This window comes from Paenibacillus sp. FSL H7-0756, from assembly GCF_038006765.1.
Lineage (GTDB): Bacteria > Bacillota > Bacilli > Paenibacillales > Paenibacillaceae > Paenibacillus_AQ.
This window is the reverse complement of record NZ_JBBOVT010000001.1, coordinates 2,269,948-2,286,575: the sequence shown is the minus strand read 5'-3', so window position 1 is coordinate 2,286,575 and position 16,628 is coordinate 2,269,948. Positions and strand designations below refer to the sequence as shown.

The 16,628-nt window shown below is 55.5% G+C and carries 17 protein-coding genes and 1 riboswitch; of the genes, 2 read left to right on the top strand and 15 right to left on the bottom strand.

Annotated features, from left to right (window positions below):
• Positions 1-29 precede the first annotated feature (29 nt).
• Both NST04_RS10155 and NST04_RS10150 read right to left on the bottom strand, forming a co-directional pair.
• Positions 30-1,163 (bottom strand): CgeB family protein, encoded by a 1,134-nt coding sequence (locus NST04_RS10155; protein WP_341184140.1) that lies wholly within the window; start codon positions 1,161-1,163, stop codon positions 30-32.
• Positions 1,164-1,195: 32 nt separating this feature from the next.
• Positions 1,196-2,293: a CgeB family protein gene (locus tag NST04_RS10150; RefSeq protein ID WP_445667883.1), complete on the bottom strand. Its 1,098-nt coding sequence runs from the start codon at positions 2,291-2,293 to the stop codon at positions 1,196-1,198.
• Between the two features lie 378 nt (positions 2,294-2,671).
• Between NST04_RS10150 and NST04_RS10145 the strand changes: the two genes are divergently transcribed.
• Positions 2,672-3,439 (top strand): AAA family ATPase, encoded by a 768-nt coding sequence (locus NST04_RS10145; RefSeq protein ID WP_445667882.1) that lies wholly within the window; start codon positions 2,672-2,674, stop codon positions 3,437-3,439.
• Between the two features lie 81 nt (positions 3,440-3,520).
• On the opposite strand, the gene NST04_RS10140 is transcribed toward NST04_RS10145, so the two are convergent.
• The 9 genes from NST04_RS10140 to NST04_RS10100 form a co-directional block, all read right to left on the bottom strand.
• Positions 3,521-3,694 (bottom strand): aspartyl-phosphate phosphatase Spo0E family protein, encoded by a 174-nt coding sequence (locus tag NST04_RS10140; protein ID WP_341017000.1) that lies wholly within the window; start codon positions 3,692-3,694, stop codon positions 3,521-3,523.
• A gap of 116 nt (positions 3,695-3,810) precedes the next feature.
• Positions 3,811-5,223 (bottom strand): glycan biosynthesis hexose transferase WsfD, encoded by a 1,413-nt coding sequence (gene wsfD / locus NST04_RS10135; RefSeq protein ID WP_341184138.1) that lies wholly within the window; start codon positions 5,221-5,223, stop codon positions 3,811-3,813.
• Between the two features lie 9 nt (positions 5,224-5,232).
• Positions 5,233-7,134, bottom strand: a complete 1,902-nt coding sequence (locus tag NST04_RS10130) for an LTA synthase family protein (RefSeq protein WP_341184137.1) — start codon at positions 7,132-7,134, stop codon at positions 5,233-5,235.
• A gap of 310 nt (positions 7,135-7,444) precedes the next feature.
• Positions 7,445-8,782: a 5'-deoxyadenosine deaminase gene (locus NST04_RS10125; RefSeq protein WP_341184136.1), complete on the bottom strand. Its 1,338-nt coding sequence runs from the start codon at positions 8,780-8,782 to the stop codon at positions 7,445-7,447.
• Positions 8,783-8,844: 62 nt separating this feature from the next.
• Positions 8,845-8,943: riboswitch (purine riboswitch) on the bottom strand.
• A gap of 156 nt (positions 8,944-9,099) precedes the next feature.
• Positions 9,100-9,627 (bottom strand): GNAT family N-acetyltransferase, encoded by a 528-nt coding sequence (locus tag NST04_RS10120; protein WP_341184135.1) that lies wholly within the window; start codon positions 9,625-9,627, stop codon positions 9,100-9,102.
• A 196-nt stretch (positions 9,628-9,823) separates the two neighbouring features.
• Complete coding sequence (locus NST04_RS10115; RefSeq protein ID WP_341150401.1) at positions 9,824-10,225, bottom strand: hypothetical protein; 402 nt, start codon at positions 10,223-10,225, stop codon at positions 9,824-9,826.
• 19 nt (positions 10,226-10,244) lie between these two features.
• Entirely contained in the window at positions 10,245-10,532 is a 288-nt protein-coding gene (locus NST04_RS10110) for a hypothetical protein (RefSeq protein WP_341184134.1), read from the bottom strand.
• Complete coding sequence (locus tag NST04_RS10105) at positions 10,529-10,864, bottom strand: restriction endonuclease subunit S (protein ID WP_341184133.1); 336 nt, start codon at positions 10,862-10,864, stop codon at positions 10,529-10,531. Before NST04_RS10105 ends, NST04_RS10110 begins: the two co-directional genes overlap by 4 nt.
• 33 nt (positions 10,865-10,897) lie before the next feature.
• Positions 10,898-11,191 carry a nucleoside-diphosphate sugar epimerase gene (locus tag NST04_RS10100; RefSeq protein ID WP_081751236.1) on the bottom strand — a complete coding sequence of 98 codons (294 nt, stop codon included), beginning with the start codon at positions 11,189-11,191 and terminating at the stop codon, positions 10,898-10,900.
• 268 nt (positions 11,192-11,459) lie between these two features.
• Here NST04_RS10100 and NST04_RS10095 point away from each other — a divergent pair, with 268 nt between their 5' ends.
• Complete coding sequence (locus NST04_RS10095) at positions 11,460-11,984, top strand: GNAT family N-acetyltransferase (protein WP_341184131.1); 525 nt, start codon at positions 11,460-11,462, stop codon at positions 11,982-11,984.
• A gap of 795 nt (positions 11,985-12,779) precedes the next feature.
• On the opposite strand, the gene NST04_RS10090 is transcribed toward NST04_RS10095, so the two are convergent.
• From NST04_RS10090 to NST04_RS10075, 4 genes are read right to left on the bottom strand one after another with little or no spacing between them, the layout of a single operon-like run.
• Positions 12,780-13,511, bottom strand: a complete 732-nt coding sequence (locus NST04_RS10090) for a sugar phosphate nucleotidyltransferase (protein WP_339220012.1) — start codon at positions 13,509-13,511, stop codon at positions 12,780-12,782.
• A gap of 47 nt (positions 13,512-13,558) precedes the next feature.
• Positions 13,559-14,296, bottom strand: a complete 738-nt coding sequence (locus tag NST04_RS10085) for a glycosyltransferase family 2 protein (protein WP_341184130.1) — start codon at positions 14,294-14,296, stop codon at positions 13,559-13,561.
• Positions 14,293-15,285 carry a glycosyltransferase family 2 protein gene (locus NST04_RS10080; protein ID WP_341184129.1) on the bottom strand — a complete coding sequence of 331 codons (993 nt, stop codon included), beginning with the start codon at positions 15,283-15,285 and terminating at the stop codon, positions 14,293-14,295. The genes NST04_RS10085 and NST04_RS10080 overlap by 4 nt, the downstream gene beginning before the upstream one ends.
• Entirely contained in the window at positions 15,282-16,127 is an 846-nt protein-coding gene (locus NST04_RS10075) for a glycosyltransferase family 2 protein (RefSeq protein WP_341184128.1), read from the bottom strand. The genes NST04_RS10080 and NST04_RS10075 overlap by 4 nt, the downstream gene beginning before the upstream one ends.
• Positions 16,128-16,628 lie beyond the last annotated feature (501 nt).

Below are 16,628 nucleotides of genomic sequence, written 5' to 3'. Positions count from 1 at the left end.
ACAGCCTGTTCTACGATTGCCCTGCTGGCTTACCCGTAAATAATAGTGAGCAGCTGACCCAGACGTCTGGCATACGTATGATCCCTCAGCGTGCGTTCGAAGGCGCGGAGAGACATCTCCCGGCGCTCTTCCTCGTGCGTCAGATAGTACTGGATTTTGTCCATCAGCTCGCGGGGGCTGGAGTAGGTGTCGATCTCTTCGCCCACCTTGTAGAAGGAGCCGAGATCGTCACGGGCATCGCAGAGCTGCAGCGTGCCGCTGGCAGCAATCTCGAACGTACGCGGATTCGGCGATACGGCCGGAATATACAGCGTGTTATTGTTGACGGCATCGTCGATATGCGAGCGGTGAAGGTTGATCACAATTTTCGAGCCGCTGTAAGTTACAGCCGTCTCCTGAGGGGACATCCACTTGCCGATCTCAATCCGGTCGCCATAGAGCGGAGCTTCCGGCAACCGGTCCCACCAGATTCCGTTAATGACCGTGTTGTAGCTCATCAGCTCCGGCATAATATCGCGGAAGAAATTAATCCGGTTCCAGTACGCGGACCCGATGAAGCTGACATCCCGGCTGACCGGCGACCGTCCGGTAGTCGGACGGTAATGCTCACGGTGCGCGGCAAAAGGCAGATAGTGGACCTCCGTGCAGCCCAGGCCGCGGTAGATCTCTACGCAATTACGCTCCAGTGTGAATACAAAGTCATAATGGGCCACAATCTTCATTGTGAAGTCCGTGTAATACGGATCATCGGTCAGCCAGATTGCGGTCTTGATGCCCTGGCCGCGCAGAATAGCCACCTGCTCCAGCGGCAAATCCAGACCATCCAGCACCAGCACGAGATCCGGACGCTGGGCGGCTGCCAGCTCCACCAGATTCTGGCGCACATCGGTAATCGTGACCTGGACCGTCTGCCGCTGCAGAGCGAAGAGCACTGCATCATCCAGCGGAGAATACGGGTATCCCTTGCCTGAAGCCACGTACATCACATGGATATTCCTTACCGGCTGCGGCTCCTCCGGGCGTCCGTCCAGCACAGCCAGCCGTCCCCGCAGATAACCTTCGTCATAACCGCCTTTGAAGCCGGTCAGGCGGCCCCGCAGCTTCTCTTCCTCCGCAGGGGTTCTCGGCAATGGCGGGGCAGGCATAATAAATTCATTGTTCATGAGTATTCGCTCCTTTTGATCCATAATGAAATTCACCCTCTTGAAGTAAGAACACCCAGTAAATGAGGCAGACGCGAAGTAAAGGTATGCCGGCGCAGCGTGGTCTGCAGTGCCCGCAACGCATACCCGCGGCGCTCCTTCTCGTGCTTCAGGTAATAATCAATTTTGCGCTTCAGCTCATCGGCAGAAGCGAAGGTCTCCAGATCGCGGCCCGGCTTGTAGTGGATATCCAGATCCTGCCGGATATCGGTCAGCTGCATCGTCCCGCAGGCGCTGATCTCATAGGTCCGGGGATTAATGGAGAGGGACGGCAGCTGGAACGTATTCCGGTTGTCCATCCCTCCTTCCCAGGGCCGGTGGATATTGATGACCAGCTTGGCGCCGCTGTAATAATTGGCGGTCTCCTCCGGCGGGATGAAGCCCTCTCTGATGTACGGAGACAGCTCCTCGAAGTGGGCTAGCCGCTCCCAGAACCCCCCGGCGATCAGCACCTTCTTCCCCCGCAGGAAGGGGACCAGCTCATCGAACAGCTCCGTACGGTTGCGGAAGGCATTGCCGATGAACACGACATCATAGTGATATTGCGGTCCGGTGTGGCGCGGATAGAACATCTGGGGGTTGACGCACAGCGGAAGGTAGTGCACAGACGCCGTCCCCAGCGAACGGTAGAATTCCACACAGCCCAGCTCATGCGTGAATACATAATCGTAATGCCGGCAGATGACGGATGTGTCCTCGGTGAAATAAGGATCATCCACGAACCAGATCGCCGCCGGGATACCCAGCTGCCGTATTGCCGTAATTTGCTCCAAATGATTCTCCGGAAATACATGCAGCCCGTTCATCACCAGCACCGCCTCCGGCAATTCGCGCGCTGCCACCTCCAGCATAGTTTCCGGAGGACAGATGATCAGCTCGCTTACCAGCAGCCGCAGTGCTTCTGCGACTCCCGCATCGATAGCCTGAAACCCCTGGGGAACATACATCAGTTTTAACGGCTGGCGTTCCCCCACTTCAGGGGTATTCAGGCGCTTCACGGCTTCGCACAGGCCGAGATGGTACCCTTGCAGATAACCATCCCGGTAATCCCGTGGAAGCCCGCCTCTCTTTTTTGTTTTCACGGCCTTCACCCTGCCCCGTTAGATTCTCAAGACAGTAGTACTATATGCGGAGTCAGCATCCGCCTCATGGACATCTGTCTGTGTCGCGGCGAAATTGGCATATGCCCCCCGTCTTTCGCCCGCTTGGCCCGAACCTCTGCAGATTCCGTCCACTCTTGTCCATGCAGAGGCAGGGTCTGCACACCGGCGCCTATTCAAATCCTTTGCGGGGGCCCCATAACAGCCCCACAAAGTGAGGCAACACTCCGCAGCCTATTCAAGTACTTTGCGGGGGCCCCATAACAGCCCCACAAAGTGAGGCCATACTCTGAAGCTTACTCAAGTACTTTGCGGGGGCCCCAAGAATCATCTACAATTAGGGAAAACCTACTGAGGAGGCACTAAGATATGAGTTCAATCTATGGCCCTATGCTGTATCTGCGCCATGTCGAGCTGCTGCGGGATGCAGTCCCTTCCTTCGGGAGCTATCCGTTTCATCTGCCGGTGGTACGAACCTTGGAACGGCTTGCTTTTCAGAAACAGGTCACTTTTCTTGTGGGGGAGAACGGTAGCGGGAAGTCTACCTTGCTGGAAGGCATTGCTGCTGCCTGGGGGTTCAATCCGGAAGGGGGGACGCTGAATTTCTCATTCCATACCCGTGCCTCGCATTCAAGCCTTCATGAATACCTGCGGATTGCCAGAGGGGTACGGCGGCCGAAGGACGGCTTTTTCCTGCGTGCGGAGAGCTATTACAATGTGGCTTCTTATATCGATAAGCTGGATGAGGAGCCGGGCATGGGGAACCGGATTAAAGATTCTTATGGAGGAAGCTCGCTGCATGAGCAGTCGCATGGAGAATCCTTCTTCTCCACGTTCGTTCACCGCTTCAGCGGGCAGGGCATCTATATTCTGGACGAGCCCGAGGCCGCTTTGTCTCCCCTGCGGCAGATGTCACTGCTGGCGCGGATGCATGAGCTGGCGGAGCAGAATTCCCAGTTCATCATCGCCACCCACTCCCCAATCCTGATGTCCTATCCGGGTGCGGATATTCTCCTGCTGCAGGGAGAGAGCATCACGCCTGTTGCGCTGGAGGACACAGAGCATTACACGGTCACCCGCGCCTTCATGATGAACCGGGAGAAGATGCTCCGCGAGCTGCTGGGCGATGATTTTTGACCCCTGAATATTAAAAAAAGACACTCCGCGGCGTTAACCGTCAAAGTGTCTCTTGTATTGGTATAGCTGCTCAGTAATTCTCTAATAAAGCTGATCATCCTTCTCCGTATTACAATCACTGTATTCATTCAGGAGCGCATCCAGCTTCACCGATTGGCGGAGTACCCGGACATCCTGCATCCCGTACTCCAAGGCCAGTTTGTTCAGTTCCTGTCTTGCCTGTTCAATCTTATCCTTATATTCTTCATTCCCCATAGCGGCCCCCTTGTAGGATGAGGCTGTATCAAGCCATTTCCACTCTTTTACTAAAGTTCCAAACACATTGTATTCTATAATCCGCTAGGGGTCAATTAAGGGTTTGACATGACAGGTTATTTCAGCAGCCTCGTCAGCTTATGCAGCGTCCAGCCCAGCATCGCCACCGCCATCATATCGAAGCAGACATTGAACAGGAACAGATGCTTGCCGATATCCGCACGGCCGTCACCGAGGATCGGAACCAGGAACGAGAACAGCCCGATCAGTCCCAGCAGCATCATCATTTCTCCGGCGATCCGCCCCGCTACCTCCTTCGTACGGAAGTATTGATAGAACACTCCGGCGTAATACACTAGATAGAAAATAACCAGGAATTCGAGAGAATGAGGCAGATGCTTGTTCTTAAGCTCGCTCCAGCCGCTGTACATTCCTGCTACCGCGCCCGCAGGCTTACCCTCGCTTTTCTCATAGCTTCCCAGATAGTAGGGACGGATGGACATGCTGTTAGCAGCTGCATACTTCATATTCTCTATTAACCGGCCGGGATGTTTCATATAAAAGAAAAGCACATCCTTATGCGATACACGGTCATAGAAATCCGGAACCAGCGATGGATCATCCTGCTTGATCGCCGTATCTGTCTGGAAATAGTTGGTCCCCGCCAGTACCTCCAGGCGCTCCGGCAGCCCCAGGTCGCGCAGATCACCGCGCACATCCGGTGATTCATTCAGAATGCCGAAGAACACCGTCTGATACAGGTTGATATGCTTAAGCTCCTTCGGCGCTGTCACGTACATAATCACTGATACCAGCGCTGTAGCCACCCCAAGCCCAAGTGCCAGCTTGCGCCAGTTGCCTGTTCCATGCAGCGTCCGCAGGCGCAGGAAGATCAGCGCAAAAGCGAGGCCGACGGGGGCATTCTGGATTTTGGAGCAGATCAGGAACAGCACGGCCACGAAGAACAGCGTAAGTCCTTTGGAGGACGGCTGCTCTTGGAAGATAAGCCTCAGGCCCAGCGCGAACGTAAGCAGCATGAAGACCATCGACACGGGTTCGCCGAACAGGGAGTTGAAATAAGCCAGATAGCCGATATCGTAGAACACAAACAGCATTCCCGCGCCCAGCAGCAGGCCCGTGGCATAGGAGCTTTTCACGCCCAGCTTGACGATCATCCACGTGGCAGCCAGCAGCAGCACTCCATATACAATTGCCAGAAGACGGATATCGAAGTAACTGCCGTGAAATAAGCCCGCAAGCAGCCTTGGCACCAGCACCAGCAGAATTTGCGAGGACGGGTAGAAGCCCTTGAACAGATCATCATAGGCAAATTTAGAATGACTATAGCTGAAGAAACGGTCAGCATAATCCTCCCCGGCATCAAAATAATTCAGTCCGACCGTATTCATCATCCGCAGGAAATCGCCGTTATCGGCAACGCCGGTGAAGGGCCGCACGAACAGCAGATAGAGGATCAGCACAGCGCCGGCCAGCGAGATGAGAACCTCGGGTTTCCATAGTCTTTTCATAACATCCTCCTAACGCTGCGGAAGCAGCTTCACATATTCATCAGATAAGCCCATCAGCTTCAGGATGTAGTCGTAATCGCTCTGATAGGCACTGAAATCCTTAACCGGCTCATGCGTATCCAGCGAGACCGCCTCACCATCCGCGAAGCTTTTACCGGGGACGAACAACACTTCATCATTGAAAAAAGAGCCTGTCGGCAAATAATAGCGCATGCCCACCACGTTGCGGTCCAGATTCAGCAGATCATGACCAAATGCCGTGAACCCCTCATCCTTCAGCGATACCCCGAGCAGATTGGCTACCGTCGGCAGCACATCCAGCTGTCCGCCGGTACGCTCCACAACCTGTCCCTGCTTCATGCCGGGCACGTGGATCACGAGCGGAATGTTGAACCGGCTGATCCGGTCGTCATATTTGATGCCAAGCGTCTCCTCCACCTGCTCCGCCGGGACATCCTTCGGCTGCAGGCCGAAATGGTCACCGTACAGCACCAGCACAGTATCCTCCCACATGCCCTGTTGCTTCAATCCGTCAATCAGCGTGCCTATCGCATAATCCGTATAGTTCACCGCGCTCAGATAATCACCCAGCATCGTGCCCTGGAGCTTGTCCGGTATCTGAATGCGGCGGAAGCTGTCCGGCACCTTGAACGGATGATGGCTGGAGGCCGTCACCAGTTGGGCATAGAAAGGCGTGCCCTTCTGATGCAGCACTGCCAGCTTCTCCACGGCAGTAGCATAGAGCTGCTCATCGGAGGCTCCGAAGGAATTAAAATGGTCATTCTTGAAGGAGCCCTTGTCATAGTAGCCGTTGAAGCCAAGCGCAGGATAGAGCTCATTCCGGTTCCAGAAGCCCACCTTGTTCACATGGAACGTGTAAGCCTCATACCCCTTATCCCGCAAAAGCCGCGGCAGTCCCGGCAGCTCCCGGTCCCCGAAGCCTGTGGACATGGCAAGCGAAGCGATCGGATAGATCGAGGTGTTGCTCATGAATTCCGCATCCGAGGTATTGCCCGGACCTACCTGCTGATACACATGCGGGAAATAGAAACCCTCTGCGGCCAGGCCATTCAGCACCGGGGTCAGCTCCTGACCCTCCAGTGACTGATGCAGCGGGAAATTCTGAAACGCCTCCAGTTGGATGATGATGACGTTTTTCCCCTTTTGCGATCCGAAATGTTCCGGCTGTCCGCCAGTCACAGTCTTGTATGGATAGCTGGCCTCCAGTGCCTGCACCTTGGCTATCGTCTCCTGAATATCGCCGGTACCGATCAGGCCGTTATCTTCCCGGGCCTTGATCGTTGCCACCACCTCATAATTCAGGAATCCGGCCGTCTCCGCCTGGACCAGTTCATTGGTAATTCCCCTAGCCGAATGAATCGAGTACGCTGACAGCGAGCCGCCGCCAATGATTGCCACCAGCAGCATCACCCGATAGATGCTCCGGGAACTGCGTGCAGGCTGACTGTCCCTCTGCCACCGTTGTTCAGGCCCTCTCTTCCATCTGCGGAAGAGCGAATAGATCATCACTATCAGCAGTTCGGCAAAAAACAGATAATCGACCCACTCAATCGTAGATTCTACACTCTCTTTTACCTGAAACACCTGGTTCAGCTCATAGAGCGCCAGATAGGTAGGCACCGACCCAAAGTGATTGAAGTACACACTGGCCGCGAACAGCAGCAGCGACAATAGGCCATTGAAGCTCCAGAAGACCGCTTTCCTCATCCGCTCAGGCGTAATTACAGCCAGCACACCGAGCAGCAGGAGTACCGGCGCCAGATCCGCAGCGATCCACTCCCAGGCAATCCGGTCAAAGAACAGCCCTCTCAGCAGCAGCAGCTTCAGCCACAGCAATCCCGCCACGATATAGAAATGAGCCTGCGCAGACGCAGGTTTGCCCTCTCTCATTGCAATCCCCTCTTACTCTCTTCATTAATAGTGGTGTAAAATTAATTCCTTGTTTCTGTAAAAAGCTCACGTTGCTCTAGTATAGCAATACTTGTAGAGGGAATCAAAAGAGGGCCACCCTATTAAACAACTGGGCAAGAGAAAAGGTTCATTACATTCATTATCCCTCCAGGGACAAAAAAAGCAGAGGCGCAAAGTCCCCTGCAAGGCTACAATTTAAATCTAACATGCTTCTGGTTCGGGCCGCAATCATGCCTCCGGTCACTATAGTCAGTTTGTCTGGGACAACTGGCGTTGAAGCCTCTTCCGCTTAGGATAGCCGCGCGCTGCCCAGCAGTCTTTTGATGGAATGGTTCGCTTCTTGAAGCACGACTTCCTTGTCAATGGTCTTCAGCTGCCCTGTGTGCATGAGTATCTCACCGTCAACCATCGTCGTCTCCACATCGGCACGGGTAGCCGAGTAGACGATCCGCGAGATCGGGTCCACATCATAAGAGGGGAAGGTATGGAAATTATAGAGATTAAGGATGGCCAGATCCGCCTTCTTGCCGACCTCGATGCTGCCGATCTGATCCTCCATCCCCACCGCCTTCGCGCCTCCGATGGTCGCCATCCGAAAGACGCTCCGGGCATCCATCGTAGTCGGGCCATGCGCGGGCTTCTGGATGACTGCCGCCAGACGCATCTCGTTGAACATATCCAGATTATTGTTGCAGGGCGCGCCGTCTGCACCCAGGCTGAGATGAATATGGTCATGAAGCATGCCCGGCGTATCGGCGATGCCGGAGGCCAGCTTGAGATTCGAGCCCGGGCAGTGGCTGACATGAACCCCGCGGTCCCGCAGAATCCGCTTCTCCTGCTCATCCAGCCAGACACAGTGAGCCAGAATCAGACGTTCGTTAGCCAGCCCCAGGTGATCCAGATAGACGACATTGCGCATACCGGTCATCGCCTGCACAAGCTCGATCTCGCCCAGATTCTCGGAAGCATGGGTATGCACCTTCACCCCGTAACGGGCCGAGAGGCTCTCCACCTCCCGCAGCAGCTGCTCCGTACAAGAAATAACAAACCGCGGGGAAAAAGCATACTGAATCCGGCCGTTCGCATATCCGTTCCATTTCTCCAGCAGATCCACACTCTCCTGCAGCGAAGCCGCCGTCTCCTCCTGCAGAGCCGCCGGTGCATCGGGGTTCTTCCGGTCCATCATAACCTTCCCTGACAGGGCGCGGATACCGCTCTTCGCAATCGCCTGAAAGGCATAATCCGTATGATGTACTGTCTCCATATCCACGATGGTCGTTGTGCCGCTGGTGATTAATTCCCCAATGCCCAGCATGGCTGAATAGTACAGGGACTCCTCGTCATGCGCCGCCTCCAGCGGCCAGATCCGTTTGCGCAGCCAGTCCATCAGCTCCAGATCATCCCCTTTGCCGCGGAACAGCGTCTGGCACAGATGAATATGCGTCTGGATGAAGCCGGGGATAACCGTCCGGTTCTTGGCGTCGATGACAAGCTCAGCCCCCTTCACTTCAAGGCCGGTGCCAATCTCCACAATCAGATCACCCTGGATGCGGATATCACCGTATATAATGTCTTCCTGCTTGTTCATTGTAATAATCTCCGCATGCTTGATCAGGATATTCGCCATTGTCTTCTCCCCCTAGTCTTGTTGATGTCCGGCTGATCACTAACACAAAAAGGCCACAACAATATGCCTCAGCATATTTTCGTAGCCAGAAATTTACGGTTCCCGGTAGAGACCCTTAAACCAATTATTAAGGATATACGAAAAGGACTATTCCATTGCTTATGAATAATCCCATCATAGTCCAAAGACAGCTTTTCTGTCAACAATAGTTATTAAAGTTAACATTATAATTAGTAAAAGTGAGTTTCGGGCACCACCCAACATTTTCACACTAGAAAATCAGGATAAAATGTAATGTTTCCTCACTTCAATAGAAATTAGCTCTCCATATTCTCTGTCAGCACCTTCTCAAACACCGGAAAAGCGGCGGTACGGCCAGGAAAACGAATCTCGCCTCTCTGCACATACCCGAGTGAAGGATACAGCTTAAGCGCCCTGTCATTCTTCGCATATGTATCGAGCCGGATACTTCTATACCCGCTGCTGCGGGCGAATTCCTCGGCAAAGGCGTTCAACCGCCGGGCAATCCCTTTACCCTGAATCTCGGGATGTACCGCAAGCCGGTGCATAATCAGATGCGGCCCCTGCTGCTGCTCCCATTCGATGCCTGCATATTGCTCTGCCTGGTTCTCATCCAGCACAAGAATTCCGGCAATCGCCTCATGCTCCAGGCAGACAAATAAGGTTCCCTTACCGATATCTTCACTAATGACTTCACGGTTAGGGTACCCTTCATCCCATTGATCGCTTCCGCCTGCCTGCATAACTTGTACACATTTGGCAATCAGATTCATGATCTCCTGGATCTCCTCACTCCGCGCTCTTCGTATCTCATTCCCCATCATGTGCGTTCCCCGCTTTCCTGCCCGAATAGTGAACCCGGTAAAGATTCTGTTAAGAAGTCTACCATATCCGGCCGGAAATTCCGATAGCCTGCCTTATCCAAAGTTCCCCATGTGCTATAGCTATAGGGGCGGCGCAATATGCGCCAGCCCCTGTAGCCGCTGTATCGGCCTGCACGCTGCTATGCCTGCGGCTCTGTCAGCCAAGCTCCAGCTTATGCCCGTCCTCGAAGCCCTTGGCGAAACCTGCGTCGAACCCCACGTTGTATGCTTCGGTGTAGCCCTGCTGATAGGCGTCTCCCGGCGGCAGTTCCGGCGGGACGCCCAGATCCGGGGGGAGCGGAATCACCTGAGGCTCTAGAGGGGGCTCGATAGCCGGGATGACCTGTACCGGCCTAACCACTCGGGATTTGCGGAGCAGCCGTCTGCGTAGTCTTCTTTTTCTGCGCAGCTGCAGGGATTTCTTCCCCGGCTTGCCAAGCAGCCCCTTGCGCGATTTGCGGCCGGGACCTTTGCGTATCCGTGTCTTCCGCGACAGCAGCGGTCTGCGTCTGCGTCCCTTGCCCGTGGAACCAAGCTTGCCCTGTCTCTTTCTCTTCATCTTCTACGCCTCCTGTACTTCATCTACTCCTGGCGGTCCCCTCTGAGCAGTCCTTGCTCAGCCAGGGGGCTGCAGGCACTCCTTCTTTGGGCTCATGCAGTGAAATACCGGATATCATCCGGCACATTGAACTCTGGTACCCGCTAAGAATCCTGATATTGTCGCTCAGCTTGCGGGCTGTCAGCTCCGATTGCCCCGTCACTTCAGCAATACTCTCGAGGATGGCTGCGAGCGCTGCCTGGCTGCGGGCGATCGAGCGGATCATCTCCAGCTTGACGGCATGTTCGGAGAGCAGCCCGCCGCTCATTTGCTGTCGTCCCCGAAGCTGAAGCCCTCGCCATCCCCGCCGAAATCGCCGCCCTCGTCTTCTCCGCTGCCCAGCACCGCCTTCAGGTTGCTGTACAGCCCGTTCTCCAGCTTCGTCAGCCCCTCTACCATCTCTACGATTACCTCATGAATAGAGATGGATTCCTTCAGCTGGTCTTCGTGGGAGTCGAATGCTCTAGCGTGGATGTGATGATGGGTCCACTGCTTCACTTTTTCCGCTTCCACCGCTTTGGCCTCGAGAATCATCGCGATGTTCCACTGGATGACAGCGGTCGACTCCAGCATTTGCAGATATGCCTTTTCTCTGCTCATCCTCCGCCTCCTTGCTCAGGTTACACGTTATCCTTACTCTTCTTCCTGACCGTTTAATTCCTTGATGACCCTGCCCACTCCCTCCGCCATCGCCTCTTCGAGATCGGCAAGTGCATTGAGGTAAGCAATGATGTTTTTGTTGACTTGGCCTGAGCTTTCCACCAGCCCACTGAATCCGCCGAAATCAGGGTCCGCATCCGGCAGATCGTGAACTATTTGCGACATACGGACGGCTACGTGGCGTTCGGCGTCAAGAATCCGTGCCATTTGTTCGTGCGTATGGGCCATGTGCTGCAGGACTTTTGTAATTTTACTCTGCACCTTCATGTCTCCTTTGCTCAAACGCCCTGCTACAGCATATGCGGCATCCGCCTTGACGGTGCCGGAGAAGCGCCGCAAGTTGGGCTGGAACATGTCGTAAGATGACCATTAATTTCAACGTTCAAATCCCCGTGTCCGCTTCCGCTTCAAGGTATGGGGAAGGCTGCCAGCTGGAGCATATTGACAAGAAACGTAACAGCAGACTATGCTTGGCTGAAAATACATCTAAATGATGTATGTCCGCTTATGTACCGATTAGAACTGGAGGTAATCTATGAAACTAACAGGCGAACACCTGGACCTATCCCCCTTGGGCGCTTCAGAGCTGGCGTTAGCCTTAGCTGATTATGCCGGGCTGGAGCAGGCGCTGGGCTTGAACGTGACGGCAACCGCAACCCTGCTTGACGATGAAGAGATGCGCTATGCGATGCGGGTCAGGCACGCCAAGGTGCTTCAGGATGAAGAGAACTACTGCTGGCTGACCATGTGGGCCATCATCCACCGTGAACAACAGCAGCTCATCGGCTTCCTGATTCTCAAAGGCCGCCCGAACGAACACGGGGAAGTCATCGTTGGTTATGTCCTGGACGAGAGATACCGGGGGCAAGGCTATGCCACAGAAGCGCTGCGGCAGATCACAGCCTGGATCTTCAGCCATCCCGGCGCATACTGGATCATTGCAGATACCGAAAAGGATAACTTCGCCTCCCACCGCGTCCTGCAACATTTGGGTGCGGAACTGTACCGCGAGACCGAGGATTTGTTCTGGTGGAGAATCGCCCGGCCAGCTAATGGCTGATGGCGATGAACTGAAGGCGTTGAGCTGAGGGCGTTGAGTTGAAGGTTGCTAGCTGGGGCGATATGCTGCGAACGATATGCTGGTGGCTGCATGCTGGGGAGATAAGTTGAAGACGTTAAGCTGAAGCTGCTAGCTTGGGCGATGAGCTGGCTGCTGTACTGCCCATCGGGGCAGCTCGAACGACTTTGGACCCTTGCGCCCGCTTGCGGCTGAATTCAGGGGCATTTGTGCCCCTCATTTCCGCCCAACCCCGACTTTCGCCGCATTCAAGTGTATTTGTACACTTCATTTCAGCCGTCAGCCCATCCCCGGCAAATTCTAAGGGATTTATCCCTTTCATTCCAGCTGCCAGCCCACTTCCGGCGAATTCAGAGGGATTTATCCCTTTCATTCCAGCCTCCAGCCCACTTCCAGCGAATTCAGAGGGATTTATCCCTCTCATTTCAGCCTCCAGCCCACTTCCAGCGAATTCAGAGGGATTTATCCCTCTCATTTCAGCCTCCAGCCCACTTTTGGCGAATTCTAAGGGATTTATCCCTTTAGTTACCTTTGACCACTCAAGTTTCCTACCCTCCTCAGTCTCTTCCTATGTAGACCAACTAATTACTCTTCCTCCCTCCCCCTTCTCTCTCTACCTCGCCTTCCCCACCTCTCCGCCGCCCTACATTAATCGCCCCCACCAAGCGGGGACGGCTTTGCCGCCTTGTAAATGACGGTACCGGTTCGGCGAAAAATAGAAAGATAATGTATAGTGTGAAACATATAAATTCTTCTATTTCAAAAAAACGCCGCCCCTCAGGGCAGCGTATCTCTCAGCTTATCTCCGGCTTCGCGCAGAGACTGGAAGGTTCCCGCGTCACTCCACCAGCCTTGCAGCACATCATAGCTCAGCTTGCGCTCTACGGCATACAGGTTGTTCACATCGGTAATCTCCAGCTCGCCCCTTCTGGAAGGCGAAATCCGGCGGATGATATCGAATACAGCTTCATCGTACATATATATGCCTGTAACACAGAATTTCGTCTTCGGCTGCTCCGGCTTCTCTTCAATGTAAGCAATCAGGGAGGCATCGGCGCTGTCAAACACCGGAACCCCGTATCTGCGCGCATCCTCGACAGGCTTCAGAAGCACCTTCGCGGTCCCCGCCGGCTGCTGCAGATAACTCTTCACATAAGGCTCCAGACTATCCATGAACAAATTATCCCCCAGCAGCACGACAAACCGTTCCCCCGGCAGGATGAATCCTTCCGCCAGCTCCAGCGCTTCCGCGATGCCGCCTGCCGCCTCCTGGATTTTGTAAGTCAGGGAGACGCCGAATTCCGCGCCGCTGCCCAAAAAGTCAGTGTACTGTCCTGCGGACTGTTTGCTGATGACCAGGAGAATATCGGTGATCCCCCCCTGGCGCAGCCGCTCAATCCCGTAGCACACCATAGGGTATTTGCCGACCGGAAGCAAATGTTTGTTCATCAGCCGGGTGAGCGGGTATAGCCTTGTTCCTGTTCCGCCTGCCAGTATGACTCCTTTCACTTACGTTCCTCCTCTTTCTCTACGTCTTTTGCCTTCGGCCAGGGGCCTCAGATGAACTGCGACGGGTCCACTTGCCATTTCTCCATAAAAATCCTGCGGTTGCGCTCCACCAGCTCCTGCAATGAGGCGGAATAGACCTCCTTGAAGCTGGCGCTGCCTTCATGATGAACCAGGCAATCTCCGGCAATCAGCAGCCGGTATCCCTGCAGCCGGGCGCGGTAGCAGTAATCGTCATCCTCATAATGGCCCGGCGAGAAGCGTTCATCGAGCAGGCCGATCGCGTCCATAAGCTGTCTTTTGAATAAAAAGCACAGACCTACAAGCCTTCGGGTCTCCTGCCACTTCGCGGCATCCGGGATATTGGTCCGGAGCGCCTCAGCATGGAAGCCTGCAATATCGGCATAGCCGGTCTGTACCTGCTGCCGTCCGCTGGCATAATTCGTCACCGGTCCGACAATTCCTATATCAGGGGCACTGTACAAGGCGCTCTTCAGATTATCCAGCCAGCCATGCGACACAATGACGTCATTGTTCAGCAGCAGCAGCTCCTCCCCCGCAGCCAGCTGCAGCCCGATATTGCAGGCCAGCGGAAAACCGCGGTTCTCCGGGAGGGAGATGAACTTCAGCTTGCTGGCGCGGCAGTAGGCTTCGGTACCATCATCCGAGGCATTGTCCACTACAATAATCTCAAAGGCAGACCGGGTATGCGCTCTGATCGATTCGACGCAGGAGCGCAGCAGCCCGAGCCTGTTATACGTAGGAATAATAATGCTCGTCATTGTCATAGCGCGTTCCTCCAGGCGGCAATCTGCCGGCGGTGCTCCAGCAGGTTCTCGGCCGAGAGCTGTCCGCTGCTCTGCTGGTGGGCAATCACGCAGACCAGAGCTTCCGCATGATCACCGGCAATCAGCTGCTCCATGGCATTGCCGGCTCCCGTGTTGCCCTGACGCAGCCGGTTCTGCTTAATTACATTCACCCCTCCGGCCTTTTCCACCCGCAAGCGGCCCATTATGGAGAGCGCCAGCGCCCGGGGCGGCACCATCAGCTCGCGGTAGCCGATTCTCTCCAGCGCCCGGCGGGATAAGGCATGCGGAACGGCTGTCATGGAGCTTGCTCCAAGATCCGGGCGGCCCAGAACCTGATTCAGGTAAAGCTTGCAGCGGGTAACCGCATCACTTAGCCCGAATGGAGGGAGCAGCGGATCAAGGTCGTTGAGCGCCACATCCACCCCCCGGTCCACCGCAGCCACAAAGGAAGACAGCTGCCCGGCGGAGATTACCATATCACCATCCAGAAACAACAGGATATCTCCCCGGCTGAGCTTGGCGCCCAGCGAACGTCCCACATCATGTCCGGCAGATTCCGGAATGTACACTATGCTCGCCTGAGCGCATAACCGGGTCCGCTGAAAACTGCGGTCGCTGCAGCCGTTCAGCACCACAATAATCTCCTGCGGCTTCAGGCGTTCCACCTGCTCCAGCAGCTTCGGCAATGTCTGCTCCTCATTCCGGGCCGAGATAATCACTGACAGTGAGCCCTTTGGTGCCGGCAGCGGCAGGACCCGCCGCCCGGAAGCGGGCTTCCGCTTGGAGCGGGAGCGGCCCAGCCCAGCCCCCGCAGACTTGCTGCGGCGCTGCGCAGACCGCTGCTTAGCTGCGCCTTTCCGCACTGCTGTGCCGCGTCCGGAGCTGCGCCCTTTAGAGCCGCTGCTTCCGGTTGCAGTCCGCCCCGCCGAAGACCGGCCGCTGACGGATACTTCCTGCCGTTCCATCATCTCACCATCTCCCTTCGCCGGGTGCCGTCCCCGAAGCCCGCCCGGCCGCCCTTGCGTTCCAGCACCAGGGCTACAGCATCCAGGTGGTCTCTGAGGATAGCCTCCTGCAAAGGATCGCTGCCGCTATGCTTCCGGCGGACCGCGTTCATCCTGCCTACAGGCACGTTATGCACCGCCGTCACAACCAGACCCTCCAGCACCGCCTGCGCATGGGCGAGCGGCGGTCTCGACAGCAGGCCGCTGCCCAGGACCTCCAGCGCCCTCCGGCTAATCGCATGAGGAACGGCAGTCAAGGAGCAGCCCTTCAGCTCAGACCTTCCAAGCAGAAGATTCAGCACATGCTTGGATAACACCACCGGATGCGGAACTCTGCTGCGGACCGGACCGGAATAATCATTCAGGGCCAGATCCGCTCCACCGCTGACCGCGGTCACGAAGGGACGCAGCTGCGAGGCGGGGATTACCAGATCCCCATCCGTGAACAGCAGAATCGTTCCCTTCGCCGCCGCAGCACCCACGCTTCGCCCGACATCATGCCCGAGCGGCTGTTCATATACCATTACGTTCGCTCCGCAGGAGCGCGCAATCTCTGCGGTCTGATCCGCAGAACCGTTAACAATCACAATAACCTCACAGCGGGGATGAACGCCTCTGGCTCCGGCGATTACCGCAGCAATCGTCGCCGCCTCATTCATAGCCGGAATAATGACCGACACCTCAGGCTGCGGATGATTCACCGCAGGCGGCGGTATAGCAGGCCGCACCGGCCGTGCCTCCGGCCGCCGTGCTGTCCGGGTTGCCCGCCGCCCCGTGCGGCGGGCAGATGTTCCTTTTCTTTTCATGCTCATCCACCTTCCTTCACAGGGCTGCTCCCGGGCTGAGGGTTACACCATAGTCTATGTATCCCGCCACCCCCGGTAACGGCAAGTGTCTCCCCGAGCGCAGATAATTGGACAAATGCCGCTATGCGCCTCCACCCGGTAATAAGCCGATAAGGGAGCGTATGCACGAGCTGGAATACATCCGTCCACCAGCAAATCGAATATATCAGTCGCTTCAGAGTTGGTCGGAACAGATCCGCACAGAGCAGCTACAATGCCCCCCAGGTTTCCCTGCTTGTCCCATCCATCAGCAGATTCCGCCACCTGCCTCGGAGGAAGGGCAAGCTAAACCAGTACAGCATCAGAGTTAATATTATGAATATGATCATTATCGGACCTTAACGAGCCAGCGCCTCATTCCCACAGCAGTCACTTGGATGCTGTAAGCGCCGGAACGATAGCAACTGCATTTTGTACAATAGAAGGCGGCAAAAACGGCTTCGAAATAGAATCTACTGTATT